This window comes from Blautia sp. ZXY-1-C6 (assembly GCF_056339875.1).
Map to the genome: position 1 here is coordinate 1 of NZ_JBWJVQ010000084.1, position 16,908 is coordinate 16,908.

The 16,908-nt window shown below is 43.4% G+C and carries 10 protein-coding genes and 1 riboswitch; all 10 genes read right to left on the reverse strand.

All coding sequences use genetic code 11. The annotated features are described in order from the left end of the window. A partial coding sequence (locus AC075J_RS03240) for an Ig-like domain-containing protein (protein WP_476389981.1) occupies positions 1-1,680 on the reverse strand: 1,680 nt, incomplete at its 3' end. Beyond that, positions 1,667-2,557 (reverse strand): ECF transporter S component, encoded by an 891-nt coding sequence (locus tag AC075J_RS03245; protein WP_022380417.1) that lies wholly within the window; start codon positions 2,555-2,557, stop codon positions 1,667-1,669. The genes AC075J_RS03240 and AC075J_RS03245, both read right to left, overlap by 14 nt. Further along, positions 2,536-4,293, reverse strand: a complete 1,758-nt coding sequence (locus AC075J_RS03250; protein WP_161276300.1) for an ABC transporter ATP-binding protein — start codon at positions 4,291-4,293, stop codon at positions 2,536-2,538. Before AC075J_RS03250 ends, AC075J_RS03245 begins: the two co-directional genes overlap by 22 nt. Beyond that, on the reverse strand, positions 4,290-5,282 hold the full coding sequence (locus AC075J_RS03255; protein ID WP_476389982.1) for an energy-coupling factor transporter transmembrane component T: 993 nt from the start codon (positions 5,280-5,282) through the stop codon (positions 4,290-4,292). Before AC075J_RS03255 ends, AC075J_RS03250 begins: the two co-directional genes overlap by 4 nt. After that, complete coding sequence (locus tag AC075J_RS03260; protein ID WP_025580293.1) at positions 5,275-6,525, reverse strand: DUF4430 domain-containing protein; 1,251 nt, start codon at positions 6,523-6,525, stop codon at positions 5,275-5,277. Before AC075J_RS03260 ends, AC075J_RS03255 begins: the two co-directional genes overlap by 8 nt. After that, the gene (locus AC075J_RS03265; RefSeq protein ID WP_476389983.1) at positions 6,522-9,059 is read right to left on the reverse strand and encodes an Ig-like domain-containing protein; all 2,538 of its coding nucleotides are present in this window, start codon (positions 9,057-9,059) and stop codon (positions 6,522-6,524) included. The genes AC075J_RS03260 and AC075J_RS03265 overlap by 4 nt, the downstream gene beginning before the upstream one ends. Positions 9,060-9,415: 356 nt before the next feature. Next, positions 9,416-9,886: a hypothetical protein gene (locus tag AC075J_RS03270; protein WP_025580297.1), complete on the reverse strand. Its 471-nt coding sequence runs from the start codon at positions 9,884-9,886 to the stop codon at positions 9,416-9,418. 58 nt (positions 9,887-9,944) lie between these two features. Next, entirely contained in the window at positions 9,945-14,813 is a 4,869-nt protein-coding gene (locus tag AC075J_RS03275; RefSeq protein WP_476389984.1) for a hypothetical protein, read from the reverse strand. Beyond that, positions 14,782-15,222, reverse strand: coding sequence for a hypothetical protein (locus AC075J_RS03280; protein WP_476389985.1), 441 nt, complete (start codon positions 15,220-15,222; stop codon positions 14,782-14,784). Before AC075J_RS03280 ends, AC075J_RS03275 begins: the two co-directional genes overlap by 32 nt. Before the next feature lie 118 nt (positions 15,223-15,340). Then, positions 15,341-16,078, reverse strand: coding sequence for a hypothetical protein (locus AC075J_RS03285; RefSeq protein ID WP_025580300.1), 738 nt, complete (start codon positions 16,076-16,078; stop codon positions 15,341-15,343). Between the two features lie 149 nt (positions 16,079-16,227). Then, a riboswitch (cobalamin riboswitch) is annotated at positions 16,228-16,442 on the reverse strand. Positions 16,443-16,908: the final 466 nt, after the last annotated feature.

Here is a 16,908-nt window from a genome sequence, read left to right on the forward strand (position 1 = left end):
CGTAGCAATCTTTGCGAATTTGCTTTCACCCATCTTACGTCTTAAAATAATGTAAGAATCTGCATTTTCATATTTATTCCAAGTAAGAAGAACTGTATTTCCTGCCGCCTTGCAGGTTGTGATCTCTGGCATTCCTGCTGCAAAGAGGTCTTTTGCAGTACCCTTTACAACTACATGGCACACTGCGGTTACATTCTGATCTGTTTTTACACGGATATCGGTTTCTCCTACAGAAACAGGTGTGATAACACCCTTCTGGTCTACTTTGGCAACGCCTGCATTATCAGAGGTCCATACCAGTTCCCCGCCGCTTCCCTTCGGACTGAATGTCCAGGTCAGGGTATAGGTTCCCTGATCAATTGCCAGAGTCAGCGTTTTGTCACTCAAAGCAATGCTCTGTGCCGGTGCTGTAACAGTCACGTGGCAGGTGCCTTTCGTTCCATTGTCCGTAGTCAGTGTAATATCTGCAGAACCGGCACCCACAGGAGTTACCTTGCCGGAGCCATCTACGGTTACTACAGAAGAGTTGGAAGATTCCCAGTACAAAGAGGACGGTTTTGCGCCGTTTGGCGTGATCGTGTAATCCAGTGTCCTGGAACCGCTTTTCGTTGAGAGATTCAGGCTGGACGGAGAAATACTCACCCCTGTCACACTGACCGGTCTGGAAGAAACGGAAATATTGCAGGTCGCATAGACACTTCCGGAAACTCTCGCAGTAATCACCGCAGAACCTTCTCCCACTGCTGTTACCACACCACCGTTTACACTTGCAACAGAATTGTTGGAAGAAGTCCAGCTTACAGTTCCCACCGCATCAGACGGAACAATCGTATAAGTCAGTGTATAGCTGTCTCCCTTTGTAAGAGTCAGATCAGAAGCATTTAAGCTGATCAGCTTCGGTGCTACCGGAAGCTTTGACTCAATACTTTTAAGCAGCTGAACCGCTTCATAAACTCTGTTTGCAGACGCATCCAGCGTAGTCAGCGCACTGTCCGCTTCGGCATATGCACCGGAGAATCCGCTGACCTGGGACCATCTGGAACGCTCTGCATTTGCCTTTCCCATCATGCGGATAAGCTCGCTCTTATCTGCCGCCTCAAAAATCTGCCTGTTATTATTATACGGGTCACATCCTGTAATGTCCGTACCACCGCAAAGGGCAAACATAACACGCAGGACACTTCCGTCTGACGGATGACTCGCACCCATTCCGACACCCATAAATACATTATCCAGAGTATACGTCCATCCGGATGCGGAGCAGTAGGAAAATTCTGTCAGATCCGGTGCATATTTGTTATCAGTAAGCTTATAGGCATCACCGGTCCAGGTGGAAGTCTCGGAGAGAACCTTCTGGATACATGCCGGTGGATTCAGGCTTCCACTGTCACAGTTGGCAATTCCCCTTAAGTAGAAACCATAACTTGTATTTGTGTCATAAAGCGGCGTAATCCCGTTCTCACTTAACCCGCGGAGCAGAACATCTGCACAGGTTTCTCCTTTCGCAAATTCCACCTGTACAGGATCCAGGATCATACCCTGGCCGATCGTGTTCTTCTCCACAGTCAGCGTCAGGGTATCTGCCAGAACATCGGTCTGTCCCAGCGCAAAAATCCCCACTGCCATTCCGGCTGCAAGAGTCAGCCCCTTAATGGCCTGCCATAGCTTATTCTTTGTCATATTCATTTTCCTCCTTATTTTCGGGCCGCTGCAGCAGCCCGTATTTTCTTTTTACTCTCTCCAGTTTCTCCAGCAGAGGCCTGCTTAGGATCCACAGGAAGATTACCGTAGAAGTTGCCTGCACCAGATCTACCGGTGCACCTGAGATATAAAACGCGATCAGGCTCTTCTTTGTGATGTATCCGTATGCCATCAGAATAGATGCCGGATTCATGATCCCGCCGAAGATCAGAAACACACTTAAGAATCCGTAAATACACAGATCCACCTTCCTGGCTTTGAGAATCCCTTTCTGAAAAAGGATTCCTGCCAGATATCCGATCATTCCATAGGAAAACATCTGCCAGGGTGTCCACGGTCCCTGCCCGAAAAACATATTTGAGATCATCATGATCAGACAGGCACACAGAAACCCCGCCTCACCACCTAAGGAAACCCCGGTAATGATCACGATGGCCGCAATCGGCTTAAAGCTTCCGATCATAAAGAAAGCACTCCTGCCTGCGACCCCAAGAGCCGCCATTACGGCAATGACCATAATCTCTCTTGCCTGTGGATGCCGGCCCTCAAATACCATAAAGAACGGGATCGTGGCATAGGCAAGTATTAAAAGACTGATCACTACATCATGCTTACCATGAAACTTATGAACCAGGATAAAAAGCACCAGCGGAACAAAAGCCAGAAACATGATCAGACCAATCCAGGTACGCTTCTCAATCTTTCCTTTATGGATCGGCTGGATAATGATTCCATCCTCTTTCAGCTCATATTCCTCTAATTCCTGTCCGGATTCCTCTTCCCCGGGCAGGCTCTGTGCACAGGAATCCCCGAAGAAACGGTCCATAAACTGGTCTAAAGCCTTGCCTTCAAGCACGCAGCTACCTCCTTTCCGGTAACAGCATCAGGAAAATAATGCCTTGCCATGCGATTGGCAGCAGTCGTATAAAAGCTGTTTCCCGCAAAGAAATCCCTTGCACTCTTACACGTCACCACATTTCCCTGAAAGAACAGGCCGATCCTGTCTGCATATTCTGCGACAAACTCCACATCATGCGAGATCATAAAGATAGTGATCCCGTGAGCTTTGAGCTTCTTTAAAATGTCTCCCAGTTCCTGTTTATATTCTGCATCCAGCCCCTTCGTTGGTTCATCCATCAGAAGAAGCCTCGGCTGCAACAGCAGAACCTTAGCCAGTGCAAGACGCTGCTGTTCTCCACCGCTTAAATCATACGGATGACGGTCAAGCAGTCCTTCCAGTCTGGTCAGACTTACGATTCCCTCGATTGCCTCTGCCTTCCTCATATTGGCAGTGTATTCGGAAGATTTCTTCTCCTTTGCCCCACCGATGATAGAATACAGATCCTCCCGGACTGTCTTCTTGATAAACATGCTCTGGGGATTCTGTGGCAGCACACCCAGATACCCTCTGTAAAGCTGGGTATCCGTATACCTGCGGATATCAATCCCATTCAGGAGAATCTTGCCTCTGTAGGGAGCACGGACACGACTGATCAGAGATAAAGTCGTACTTTTCCCCGTTCCGTTTCCACCGACAAGCGCATAAAATTCTCCCTGCTTTACTTTCAGGTTCAGATCCTGTACAACGTCCTTTCCGTCTTTTTCATAGCGAAACCACACATCCTTTACCTCAATCGCCGGTGGCAGAGAGCTTTTGGAATCAGGCAGCAGTTTATCTTTGACTGTATTCAGCTTTTTTTGCAGTTTTTGTTTATTTTTGCAAAAATAACTTTCTTCAGAAGCAGAAACTGTATTAGAAGCTGCTGCCATCACCTGTGTGATCCAGTTCCTTCCCTCTCTTACAGTCAGCGGACATGGCAGATCATTTTCTACCTCTGCATAGACCTGCATGGGAACCGGCATGGACAGAAACATTCCATGATGTTCCCTCTTCAGAAACTCACCGATCTCCCGTGGTGCCCCCTGCGTGAGCAGACTGCCCTTATCCATCACATATACCCTGTCCGCCCATGGGATGACATCTTGCAGCCGGTGCTCCGTCAGAATTATGGTAGTGCCGATATCCCGGTTAATCTTTCTCACCGTTTCCAGAAAATCAGAAGCCGCGATCGGATCAAGCTGAGAAGTCGGTTCATCCAGAATCAGAAGTTTCGGGTGCATAGCCATGATCGCCGCCAGGTTTAAAAGCTGCTTCTGCCCTCCGGACAGCTCCGAGACATTCTTATAAAACCACTGATGAATCCCGAAATAGCTTGCCATCTCTGCCACTCTCAGACGAATCGTAGGCGTATCATATCCCAGACTTTCCAGACCAAATGCAAGCTCATGCCACACCTTATCTGTCACGATCTGATTTTCGGGATTTTGCAGTACATAGCCAATTTCCTGGCTCTGCTGCCGGTGGCCGACTTCCTTCAAATCCCGCCCATAATAACAGATTTTCCCGGAACTGCTGCCAAAAGGAGCCAGATCCGACTTCAGCTGGCGAAGCAGCGTACTCTTGCCACAGCCACTCTTACCGCACAGCACATTAAAGGTACCCTCCTCCACATCCAGTGACACATGAGACAGTGACTCCCTGCTGCCATTCTCATAACGGAAGGAAAAATCTCTCACTTCTATTATCTTCATCTCGCTTCTCCTTCCATATCTTCATAAATCTTTCTGTAGGTCACTGCCATCTCTCCCTGTACGTGGCTTCTGCTTTTCTTCATGGCAGATTCCTCACACAGATCCAGAATCAGCGGCAGAAAACAGAACACACTAAAGCTGACAAATGTGACAGCAGCCAGCAGCAGACTGCACGACTGCTTCGGAACCCTTCCGAAAACAGTAAAACCGGCAAGCAGGATTCTGGGATTGTACTGTGCAAAAGCAGCTCCCCGGTAACATCCATATCCGAAAATCACACAAAGCCCGACAAGCATAGTTCCCAGTAGTTTATCCCTTCTGTTGAAACGGTAAATAGAAAAAGCCGTACGTCCTCTTAACCCATAGCCACGGCTTTTCATGGAATCAGCCGTCTCAATCGCATTTTCCAGTGCCCATGTGACAAGAATGGACACCATATTTAACGCATAACGGATCTTCTTAAACCATTTGCCATTGCTCACATCCATCCCCACGCATTTCTGTCCATTGCGGATCACCTTCAGCTGGGCCATAAAGTGAGGCACAAACCGAAGCGCCATAGACAGCATCAGAGACATCGCAGGGATAATCCTGCCAAAAAGATAGATAAATTTATCACTTGTCATGATCTGGTTATAGCAGGAGAACCACAAAATCATAATAAAAAGTACACATCCCAGAACGATTCCATATACCATTGCCTCCAGCGTAACCCAGTTTCCGCTGCTTTCTATATAAAGAAGCGGTGTGACTCCGTAATGGTTAAACATCGGGTTTAAGAGTGCCACGATAAGGAGACTCGGTAGCGTCAGAAGAAAATTGATTTTCAGAACCTTCTTTACTCCGTTAAGCCACATGGAGTAAGCTGTGGCAGCCACAAAAGAGACTGCCAGGTAAACCGGGTGCTGGATAAACATGGTAAACCCCAGCACCACGGCAAAATAAAAGAAATTTAAAACAGGATGGCACCTGGAAAAAGCATCAGTCATAATACTGATCCCCCACATCCCTGCCAAGATTGCAGGTATAACGCCATTCTACCGTATCGCCGTCCTCCAGCGTATATTTCGAGCAGCCATAATTCGGATACCAGCCGTTGACACAGTACATCCATCCGGAATCCTTGCCACAGTCAAACTCATACAGGTTATTGATACCGGATACATAATAACTGTTATACATAGGTGTCCACTCCGACTCCATCTGAATACCGGCCTGATTACATACACGCTTCAGCACATCAAATACCGTCTCCCCCTCATAGAACTCCACCTCCGAAGGATACAGGATCCAGCCGTCCGCAGGCACAAATTCTGCCTTGGACTCTTTCAGATCATCCCAGTTATTCAGGATCGTAGAACACTCGATAGAGAAAGTACAGGTCATGGCTGTATCTGAGCTGTCATCGCCACCGGAAGTGTCTGTATTGCCTGTTCCATCGCCGGAAGAGTCTGTCTGTCCGGAACTGGTATTTCCATCTGTGCTGGACTGACCGCCAGAACTTCCAGTGGAATTTTCACCGTTTTGTGTATCCTTATTATCAGCAGTGCCCTTGGATTTGTCATCGGATTCATCCGTAGATTCACCTGTGGTAGAACCGCCGATCAGATAGAAATCTCCTCCTGTCTTAGTCACGTTAAAGGTAAGTGTTGTGCGCTCTGTTTTTTTCTTTCCGGTTTCTCTGGTAGTAATCTTTGCAGTATCAAGCTGATAAAGCTTTCCATCTTCTTCCAGACAGTAAAGAACCTTATCCGCGTCCCATTTTTCTTTCAGATTCAGGGTCAGCTTCGCAGGCGCTGCCAGATTCATCTTCTCCAGTGTGACTTTCAACGCATAAGGCGCATCATTGGCAAGCTTCTTTACCTCTTCTGTTCCATCTTCACTGCACTGTACCAGAAGTTTTTGCTCCACCGGATTCTGAATCTGGCTTCCATTGTAAGTCCATTTATAACTGATCCCGCTGTCCGTTTTTCCGGTAAAATAATACTTTTCGTCCTTTCCGGCGATCGTTTCCATCTGCGCCTGGGTGATGATTCCGTCCTCAGGAAGCTTTGTTTTCTGCTTCAAAGGTTCCACATCTGTATCAGAGTCTTCCTCCGTGCTGTTTAAGATCTCAGCTCCTTTTTCGGAAAGCTGTGTCATGCCGTCATCCCCGCCGCCACAGCCTGAGAGCGAACTTACCCCCAGAAACAGTGCAAGCCACAGGGCAAGTCCCTTTTTCTTTATCCTCATTTCTTCTTCCTCCGCTTCTTAATAAGAGCCCTCACTCCGGCCTTAATGCCACTGCCTGCCAGTCCTCCCGCCAGAGCACCGCCTGCCGCAAAACCAAAGATCATACCATATTCTTTCTTCTTTGAGGTCAGACTTCCGGTTCCACTCTCCCCGGCAGTTTCCTGATATCCATCCTCACCGGTATCCATCTGTGAAGTCTCTTCCGACTCTGTATAAGGCTCTGCTTCGAAATCCCAGCCGCCCGAATTCTTATCCTTTGATGACTTACTGTTCTTTGATTTACTGTTTTTAGAATCCTTTGAACCGGAGCCACTATCCTTTCCTGAGCTTTCGGAACCCGTGGAGCTTTTGCTGCCGGAAGACTTACCACCCAGAGATTTCCCGGATCCACCCGGCGTTTTCGTATTGCCGCCTGACGGTGTTGTGGCAGGAACCGGCGTCGGGGTAGGAATCGGCGTGGGTTCTTTCAGACCGGTACCGGAACCATCTCCCTTGCCACCTTTTTTGATACTCACATCTGACATATCATAAAGGCTCGTCTTGCCATCCTTCAGGCGCTGGTAGGCAACCAGTGCGTAATATCCCTGCTCCGTAGCCATCCCGTCCAGAGTGCCTGCTGCCGCCCCGCCGTTATTTCCGGCACCCGCCTTTACATGCATAAATCCACTTCCATCGATATGATAGGAAAGAAGATTCTCTATTGTCCAGTGGCCGCCCTTGATGAAACGCGAATCCGTCTCCGGGTCAATCCCAAGGCTGCATAAAGCCGTAATGATCTGTGCACAGGACTCCTCTGTCTCCACACCCATCGTGGAATATCCACCGCTGTCGTTCTGCATTTCCGACAATTTATTCAGCCCTCTGTCAATGGCAGCAGTCACATTCTCATAACCTGATTTATGATAATACGGTGCCAGCGCCTGCAGTGTCATGCCGGTGATATCAGAATCTGCATTACTCCCCATCAGCGTCCATCCGCCACCCGGGAGTTCACTCTGCAGCAGGAAATTCACCAGCGCAGATTCCGAATTCTGCTCCTTCGCAGACGGGTTCTCCGGGAAAGAATATTCCGGGTGGCAGTTAAGGGCAAGGAGTGCCCAGATCGGGCCGTTTAATCCCTGTTCCTTCACAAGGCTGAGATCAGAGATATATCGAAACAGATTGTAACCCCCCACATTGCGGGCATCCTTCCCCTCCGAGGTCAGGACCAGGATTCTCTTGGAATACTCTGTATATTTGGAAGTATTGGTAAGGATTCCCTTCTTTTCCTCGATATAATTTGCCGTGTGATTATAATAGGTAGAGAAATATTTCTCCTTCAGGCTTAAACCGCCTCTCGCCAGCCCAAGCACATACCATTCGCTGCCAACAGAAGGATTGGTATCTGTTGCACGCATATAGGCGCTGGTCTCTGCCATAACCTGACTGACCGATTTCTTCAGGGCATTTGCTCCCTGCATGACCGTTACCTTACAGGAGGCCGTCATTTCCGGGTGTTGTGTTACAGAAGCGGTAATCGTAGCTTTGCCATTCTTTACTGCTGTGACAACTCCCTTTTTGCTTACTTTCGCAACAGAAGTGTCACTGCTTTTCCATGTCACTGTATACTCTTCCGTAACCGATTCCGGTACCGGGACCACCTTCAGGGTGTATTTCTGCCCCCGGTTGATCTTAACGGATTTACTGTTAAGAGAGATTCCCTGAAGTCCTGCGGGAAAGTCAGCAATGATCAGATGGTTTAAAGTTCTGGCACTGTCCAGATAGAAGCGGTTATCTTCTGTCGTCTGAGGGGTCAGTTCCATAAACGAATCCCCGGTACTTCTAAGAACCCTCGGTTTCGTCAGACTCTCATATCCATCCGGGACAGGAAATGTCAGAGAGATCATCGTCATTGGCTGATAGTTTTCTCCTGTACGGATATCCGTATAGGAAATATTTATATCATAAAGAAGCTGTGGAAGAGTCCCCGGATATGCTTCGGAGAGCTCCTGTATAGTCTGTTCCTGATCCGGGTTCTCCTGCACATGGGTCTGCACATACCAGGGATTTCCCGTGGCGGTCACTCCACTGTCAGAAGAAATCAGTGCCGCAATACGGTTTCGGACAGTTTCAAGAGTCTCTTTGACTCCGGCATCAATTTCTGCCTGCTCCTCTTCTGTCAGACTGTCATAGGTGTCACTGGCAAGAAAGAACTTCGAGACCGTTTCTGAGGACAGATCAATTTCTTCGAGCGCCGCTGCTTCCTGAATACAGGAAATCATGGCTGGTATATCCAGCTTTTCTTCACCGGCTTCATTATTTTCTTCTTCATTTCCGGCCGCGCCATCGTCTGTCTCTGACTGAGATGGTTCGGTGTCAGACTGGAATTCATTCGCAGTTTCTCTGTCGTCAGAATCATCATGCTGTACAGGGACAGAAGTTTCTTCTGCCTCCCCGTGTATCTGCTCAGCCGGTGGCATCTGGGCTGCGGGTACAGGACATGCGGTCACAGCAATTCCTGTACTGAGAAGCAGTGCCATCCATTGTTTATTCATTTGTTTCCTCCGCGTTTTTAATCTAAAAAATTACATCCGGGTAAAATAGCACCCGCAATTCCTGAAATTACAAAATGACAGATGACTCTCCCCCTGTCATATAGCAGGTAGAAAGGACATCTGCCTTATTTTTTTGTATCATTCTTTCCAAATTTTGCAGCAATTATCAGAGCGATTATTACATTTATCAGAAAATTCCATCCATAAGTATCTTTCCATATGTTTAACAGGCAGCTCAAATCTGAAATTTTATTGTGGAATATAAATTCTCTTGATATAAATATAGCTGCCAGGCTCGCCAAAAACATTAATGAAATAGTCAGCAAAAATATTTTTATTTTATTCATATATATAAATTATACAGGATAGGAATCTGTAGACATTTTATATTCAGAAACTAATTTTGTTCTTGCTGAATCTGAATATATTGATATAATCACGCGCAATTTTGAACCATACATAGCTGTAATTGAAGTACCATATCCCTTTTTTTTGAATTTACTGTAATGTTCCTCTATACAATCACTCGCATAAGAAGAAATTCCCGCTCCAATTGCACTTCCTGCTATAGCTGCTCCTTCACCTCCGCAAGATCCAATTGCTGTTCCAGTTGCAGTTAACACAGCACTGCATAATGCCTTTATAGTTTTCTTTTCGGTAGATACATTAAATGAAAAATCATACTTAGCGCGCTTCCATTGATTAAATTCCCGTGATTCATAATTATCAGCGCTTACAATATTTACATTGCTATCATTTGCATATACAGTAACTGTAAAAATTTGCAAAATCATACATAAAATTATAATTATAAATGCTTTTTTCATTCTCTTACCTTCTTTTGGGGTATGCAGTGTGTTGATAACACACTGCATACTGATTTTATTATTTAACAGTTACTTTTTTAATCTTTGAGAAAGAGCCATAAACTGCTTTTCCGTTTACTTTTCTGTAAGCACGTACTTTATAGTAACGGGTCTTTCCGGTGAGGAGGCTCTCGTCTGTCGCACCTGTACCTTTGGTGATCTTTATGCGGGTATAGGTACCATTTTGGGAATCGCTGGCATATACCTGATAGCCATCAGCACCCTTTACCTTACTCCATTCAAGCACTGCTGTCTTTGAAGTTGAGCCTGCGGACAGGGTCGGAGCAGAAAGTACTGCCTTTGCTTTCTCTGTTGCTGAATAGCTTCCGTATACTTTCTTTCCGCTTACATTGCGGTAAGCACGTACTTTGTAATAATAAGTCTTACCGGTAACTGCTTTCTTATCTAGGAATGTAACTGCGCTGTTCTTTGCAGTGGAACCAATCGCTGTATACTTGCCATCCTTTGAAGTGGAACGGTATACTCTGTATCCATTTGCACCGGAAACCTTATTCCATGTTACGCGGATCGTACTGTAGCTTTCAGAATTTGCCGTAGCAATCTTTACTTTGCCAAGTCTGGCTTTTCCTGCAACACCATCTTTGTCATAGCTGCTTACAGTCATCTCGCCCCATGCGTAAGAGTACGCCTTAACAGTATAATAATAGGTTGTTCCTGTAACTGCTTTCTGATCCTTATAGGAAATGTCTGTTACCCGGGATGCGATCTTCTTCCATCCGCTGTCTGCTGTTCTGCGGTATACCATGTATCCGTCTGCGTTATCCACGCTGCTCCAGCTGATCTGGACAGTCTTATAGTTGATTGCCTTTGTCTGAAGATCTGCAGGCATATCTGCCTTAAATGCACCCTGTTTGCCCGCAAGTTCAATGTGGTAATCTGCCACGATCGTCTTGATCAGCCCTAACTGCTTCGCATTCCACATATAGGACTTGCCTTCCACGCTCATGCCGTCGATCAGCTTCTGAAGTGCTGCAAGCTCTGCTTCCACATTTGCAATGTTCTCTTTGGTAACAGCAGTCGGAAGATTGCTGATCCACTCATCTGCCTGCTGTGCATCTGAAATGTCCTTACCTGCCTTGTCAGCCTGTGCCGTCAGTGCTGCGATAACCTCTGCAAAAGTCATCTCCTGACTGCCGACTTTGACTTTCAGGCCTGCCATGGCATCTTCCTGTCCCTGATAATCCTTAGCATAACGGTCAAGGAAAGCCTTAACATCTGCGTAGGAATCTCTGTCTACCGGGTGATCTTTTACTGTTGCATAAATCTGTGCTGCTTCATCTGCGAAGAACTGCTGATATGCACTCTGGCCTTTCTCATAAGTCAGTGCCATGGCAAGAAGCTTCTCCATATTCTCAACCAGTGCGGTGTTCTCGCTTCTGAATTTCTTCTCTTCTGTTTCTGTTAATCTGTCATAAGCATTCTTGGCTTCTGCAATCTGTTTCAGCTCTGCTTCTGTAAGTTCACGCTTAGAGGTATCACCTGCTGCCGGAACTTCTTCATCAGAGGAGAAATCAACATCTGTCTGGACATCTTCAGTATCTTCAGCTGATTCTGCCTGAGGGATATCCACTGTCTCAGCTGCCTGCTCATCAACTTCATCACTGCTGAATGCGTCCGCACTTCCATCTGAGAAATCAGATTCCTCAGACTGTGCCGGTACCGCCTGTTCCTCTTCAACAGAAGCTGCCTCCTGTGCTGATGGAACTGTAGTCGGCTGAGGTGCCTCATATCCTCGTACTGTCTGCGCATCCGGGAGTGCTTTAAGCATTGCCTTGAGCGCATCGGCTTTCAGCTGGTAAATATAACCTTCTGCTTTCTCCAGAGAAGCTGTATTTGTAACCTGGGCTTTCTGCTGGTCATCAAGCGTATCATACAATGCTCTTGCATTTACCACATAAGCCTTCCAGTCATTCCAGATTTTCTCTGTCGGAACATTGTTATTCTTCTCTGTCAGTCTCAGAGGTCCGTCAGAAAGAGCACCTGAAGATGAAGTAGTGATATTCAGTTCATCGATAAAGGAGATCACATAAGCAACCTTCTCATCCGTACTCTGTCTGCTGATAAACAACTCCGCTTTTTCAAGCTCTGCATAGTTTGTCACACGCTTCTTCTGATCTGCTGTCAGGGCATCATAAGCCGTTCTGGCTTCCACTACAAGAGCCTGTTTCTTCAGATAATTATCGGAAGTAACCTCACCGATCGCCTTGATCTTATCAACAACTGCAGCCGCAGCCTTCAGATCAGGGATCAGATTTCTCAGATACTGTAACGTACTGTAATTCGTAACCAGAGCCTTCTGCGCATCCGTAAGAGCATTGTACTCTGCCTGTACGCGGTCAAGAAGCTGCAGAACATACGGATCAAGAGTCAGTTCAGAAGAAGAAGGAAGCGCATCAATATCAGCGATAACCTTCTCTGCCGCTTTCTTATCCTTATCTTTCTGCTCCTGCTGTTTCTCGAGTTCTCTGATCTTAGCCTCTGCTTCAGTCAGCTTAGAGTAATTTGTAATTACAGATTTCTCTTCATCATTCAGTGAATTATAAAGAGTTCTTGCTTTCTCTACAGCCGCCTTGTCATCCATTGTCAGCTTATCCGCTGCTGGGATCGCATCAATGGCTGCCATAGCTTTTTCAATAGAATTACCTGAACCAGTCTCTGCTGCAAGAAGCTTTCTGAGTGTATCCTTGTTAAAGATTGCCTTGTGAGTTTCGTCTAATGCTTCGTAAGCGTCTCTCGCTTCTTTGATCTGCTTTTTCGTACTGTCATCGTTAAGGGCAAGGATCATGTTGTTAACTTTTTTTGTTGGAACAGTTACGTCTGTAAATTCCCAGAAGCTGGATGTTTTTTCATATTGTCTGATAAATGCATCCAGACCACGTGCAATCTGCGGAACATCATAATTTGTGAATCCATGAATACTTCCGTCAAAAACACCATCTACATCTACCAGATCAAAGAATGCATCAAGAATATTGTTTCCATTCTTAGTATATCCACTGGAAGAATCTAAAACATTTACACCAAACGTTCCTGCAAAAAGCATTGCCTGTGCATCATTCCATGCGTTGTTTCCATAAGACATACATCCTGTTTCAAATCCTGGTGTACAGAATGAACCTGTTGAACGTTGTGCAATTGCTGGAAGCTTATGTAATGCCTTGTCTACAGCTTCTGTTACATCATCGTAACCAGGCTTTTTGTACCAGAAAATAAGTGGCTGCCATCCCATGGTATTGTCGGCATTTGCAAAAATTTTGTCTTCGGCATTTGACAAAGCTTTTGCTGTATCATGTGCCCATTGGTTAAGTTCTGTATCTTTAAAAGTGTCAGCGGTATACCCACCTGCTTTTATTGCATTAATAGCATATACAGTTGTATAAGTAAGTTCTGTGCTTTTTCTTGATCCAACTGCCGAAAGAAGGTCTACAGACGAAATGTCCCTTGGATCATATCCAATAGCTTCAATAGCTAAAATTAATTTTGAAAGTTCTGTTGTCTTCCATTGAGAAACATCAGTTCCCTGATTTTTAAGTAACTGCAAATACTCTTTGGTATTTGCAAACCATTTGTCAAAATAATTTGTATCTCCATATGGAATATAGCCGCATCTAGCTGCTGTAAAAATGGCCCAAATATCTGTATTTTCATAGGATGGGGATTCTTTAGATCCAAAGGCATTTTTATTTTGGCAATAGTTCATAATAATGTTACAAGCCTTTTTAGCTTTTTCATAGTAAGATGGCCAATTACTTGGATTACTTGAGTTTCCCTTAGCTCCATTGTCTACAACTTCACCAGTACCGTCAACTACTTCAACTTTGAAACTATACCCATCTTCTTCTGCTTGTGCTTCTTTTCCATCTTTAAATTTCAAAATAGGCATATTAATCCATTCTACGCTTAATGGACGTTCGCCTAAAAAACTCGTATCAATTGTAGCAGATTTTATATCTTTCTTTACATCATCAGATGGCAAAACTACTTCTATACCATATTTTTCAATAATAGATTGTTGTTCATCAGTTAAATCTGTAAATTTTACACCTATCACATTTACAACATTATTATTACCGTCATCGTAAATATTCTTTTTTTCACCATCTATAATATCTACTTGATATGGGAAATGATAATTTTTAGCATAATCAACAAAACGATTATAATCTCTGGGTACGCTTGTACTCCATACTTTAGGTTCAGTGGAAGCCTGAACTTTAAGAGTTATTTCTTCGGTTTGTAGATTATAATATGGATAGCCATTATTATCTTCTGGGGAAATAGTCCATTTTTTATTAAAGTCAAACCCTTCATAAGTTCCCTGGTTTTTCATTTCAGACGTAGTTTTGCCAAAATCAGCATAATTAGGAAACTCTTTATTATTATCTCTATTTGCAATATATTCAGACCTGATTTTAATGTCTGGCATATTTTCTTTATCATAATAACAATTGGTTGCACTTGCTGACGTACTAGAAAAACTTTTTCGTGTAAATGAAACACATAGATTTCCCCATGTATTATCTTCTATTTTGGGTTCCAGTTCATCTGCTAATGACTTTATTGCTTCCGAATACTGTCCATATCCTATACAATTTTGGTAAGTTATTCCAGCATAAGTTGTTCCTAATTGACAAAATTCAAATTCTAAATCATTCTCAACAATATCCTCAGCTATTTCTTCGATTGTTTTTTCACTCTGCAAATCGTAAGTTATCGCTATGGAAGAATCCATTAAAGTTCCATTTCCCTCGATTGCACCTATTGAAACATCTTCATCTTCATCGTCATAAATACAAGTTACGTTTCCTTTAATTGTTATTCCTTTTGCAATTCCATCACATTGCGAAAAGAACAGTTCGAAATTCATCTGTTTCGCTATTATATGCATATGATTCATCAATTTGTACATTTATATTTTCTACAATTCCATTGTCATTTATACGAAAAGGAAATACAGCAATGTTTTCTTTTGCTTCTTTTGAAGCATATGTAATGGTGTGTCCTTTTCCGTTCAATATGCCGCCAAAACTAGATGTTGCTTCTGGAACATCTGAAATGTCAATGTCATTACATAGTATAACCGTTTTATTATTATAATTTTGTATATTTTCGATAAAATTATAATAATCTTGTTCTGTATTAATACAGTATTTCCCTGTTGAATCTTGTGATAATATATCTGAATTAGCTTTTACAAGATAGGCATTACTAAATAATAGAAAAGCTGAGAATATTAACTGATATAAGATTTTTTTTTCTTTTTTCTTTTTCTTCATATCTATTTACACCCTAAAATTAAAATAATATGAAAAAGACGAAGAACTAATGCTTTATAAAGTGAAACTTTATAAAGCATTAGTATCTTCATCTTTTTATTTGCTATTAAAATTTACTTTATTTCCAACCCGGAACCTGAATCCACTGATCTCCCTGCTGAACATAACTGGAAAATCCAAGATCTAATCCCATCATCATAGAAAAATCTAAGCATACAGTGTGTTCTTTAGTGTCGGAAAGTACAGTATCAACACCTAAGTTATCTGTATTACCATCAATAATAGTCATCCAACCTGAATAATTATTATAGTCTTTCTCAGAAAGCCAATCTGTTTTATGTACTATATTGTTCCAGGTTGAATTTTTTGTAACCTTCATGCTTTCTGTTTCTGTTGTATTAAGATTTGATAATTTGAAATATTTTCCTCTTCCGTTAGCAAGAGAGTTTGCTGTTTTATTTGCTGTACCATCATCTGCAAATACTTTCCCTAAATCGCTATTAGCATGATTTTCCATTTTAACAGCTGGAATATAATTTCCATACTGACTATCATACCAACTTAAAACTCCTTGATAATGATAAGTTTTACCATTTAAAGTCTCTTTTGTTTCAGTATCAGATCCCGAAACTGCTTTCAGAACATCTAGTGCAGTAACAGAACCGTTGGAATTTGTTACTGTAACAACTTTTTCTGGCACAATGTCTGGTGACGCACTATTTTTTCCTGTTAAACCAGTTGTCTTTATAGACACTTTTGCAGTTACTGTATCTGCCATAGCCGGTACTGCTGTGCTTCCTACCATTGTTGTTGCCATTAAGAATGCAATCACGCTTTTTCTTACTTTCATGTTCATTTTGTTTCCTCCTTAATTAAATGTATTATTTTTTTGCAGGTTATCCTGCAAAATATATCATTTCGCAGCCTTTTCAGACCACGTTTGATACCTGTTTTCCATAAGAAAGGGTATAAAAAATAAACCTCCGTTATGCCTACAGATATTTGTTTTTTATTTTTACTAAAGTCCGTCTCCTGACTTAAAGTTCCAGAGTATTTTTCAGACATACTCTAACCTACTTACTGCCCTTCTCAGAAATAATTTCCAATGGCTTCGCAGTGTTCGTCCTTATTACAGTGGGGATGAGACCGTACCGGTATCTCACCGGATTTCCAAAAGCTAAAGATAAAGAGATAACGTTACTTCCGATATTCTGTTATCAAAGTGCAAAAAAAATCCCTGCCGGATTCGGCAGGGAATATCAATGTACAAACCAAGAATCCACTCCTATCCTTTATATTAAAGTATCCCTTATGAATACTTCTACAAGAATACAGTGAATTGCAGACTGAATATACTACAAGGGACGAAAGCCCTGTTTGGGATTCTCACCCAACGATTCTTCAATCATTACCGTAGTAATGAGCTGTACATGTGCGCTAAACGCTATTCGTTTTTTACGAAACCATCTTAACATTTTGTCCATAATTTGTCAATATCCCGATTACAAATAATTACTTCCCTTATTATCCCCGGAATACGTCTGAGAAAACACTCTTTTACAGAATCTCCACAATGCGGAATATACAAATCAAAGGAATGATCTTCCACACCTCTGTTCTAGAGTCCATACTCATCATAATACTGCCTGCGCTTTTTAGCATCTGTCACTACGATCTGAATCTCAT

What these genes read in the sequence shown, in the direction of transcription:
- AC075J_RS03260 (WP_025580293.1), bottom strand. Translation starts at nt 6,525, where the DNA reads ATGAGGATAAAGAAAAAGGGACTTGCCCTGTGGCTTGCACTGTTTCTG.
- AC075J_RS03280 (WP_476389985.1), bottom strand. Translation starts at nt 15,222, where the DNA reads ATGAAGAAAAAGAAAAAAGAAAAAAAAATCTTATATCAGTTAATATTC.
- AC075J_RS03285 (WP_025580300.1), bottom strand. Translation starts at nt 16,078, where the DNA reads ATGAACATGAAAGTAAGAAAAAGCGTGATTGCATTCTTAATGGCAACA.
- AC075J_RS03265 (WP_476389983.1), bottom strand. Translation starts at nt 9,059, where the DNA reads ATGAATAAACAATGGATGGCACTGCTTCTCAGTACAGGAATTGCTGTG.
- AC075J_RS03250 (WP_161276300.1), bottom strand. Translation starts at nt 4,293, where the DNA reads ATGAAGATAATAGAAGTGAGAGATTTTTCCTTCCGTTATGAGAATGGC.
- AC075J_RS03275 (WP_476389984.1), bottom strand. Translation starts at nt 14,813, where the DNA reads ATGAATTTCGAACTGTTCTTTTCGCAATGTGATGGAATTGCAAAAGGA.
- AC075J_RS03255 (WP_476389982.1), bottom strand. Translation starts at nt 5,282, where the DNA reads ATGACTGATGCTTTTTCCAGGTGCCATCCTGTTTTAAATTTCTTTTAT.
- AC075J_RS03270 (WP_025580297.1), bottom strand. Translation starts at nt 9,886, where the DNA reads ATGAAAAAAGCATTTATAATTATAATTTTATGTATGATTTTGCAAATT.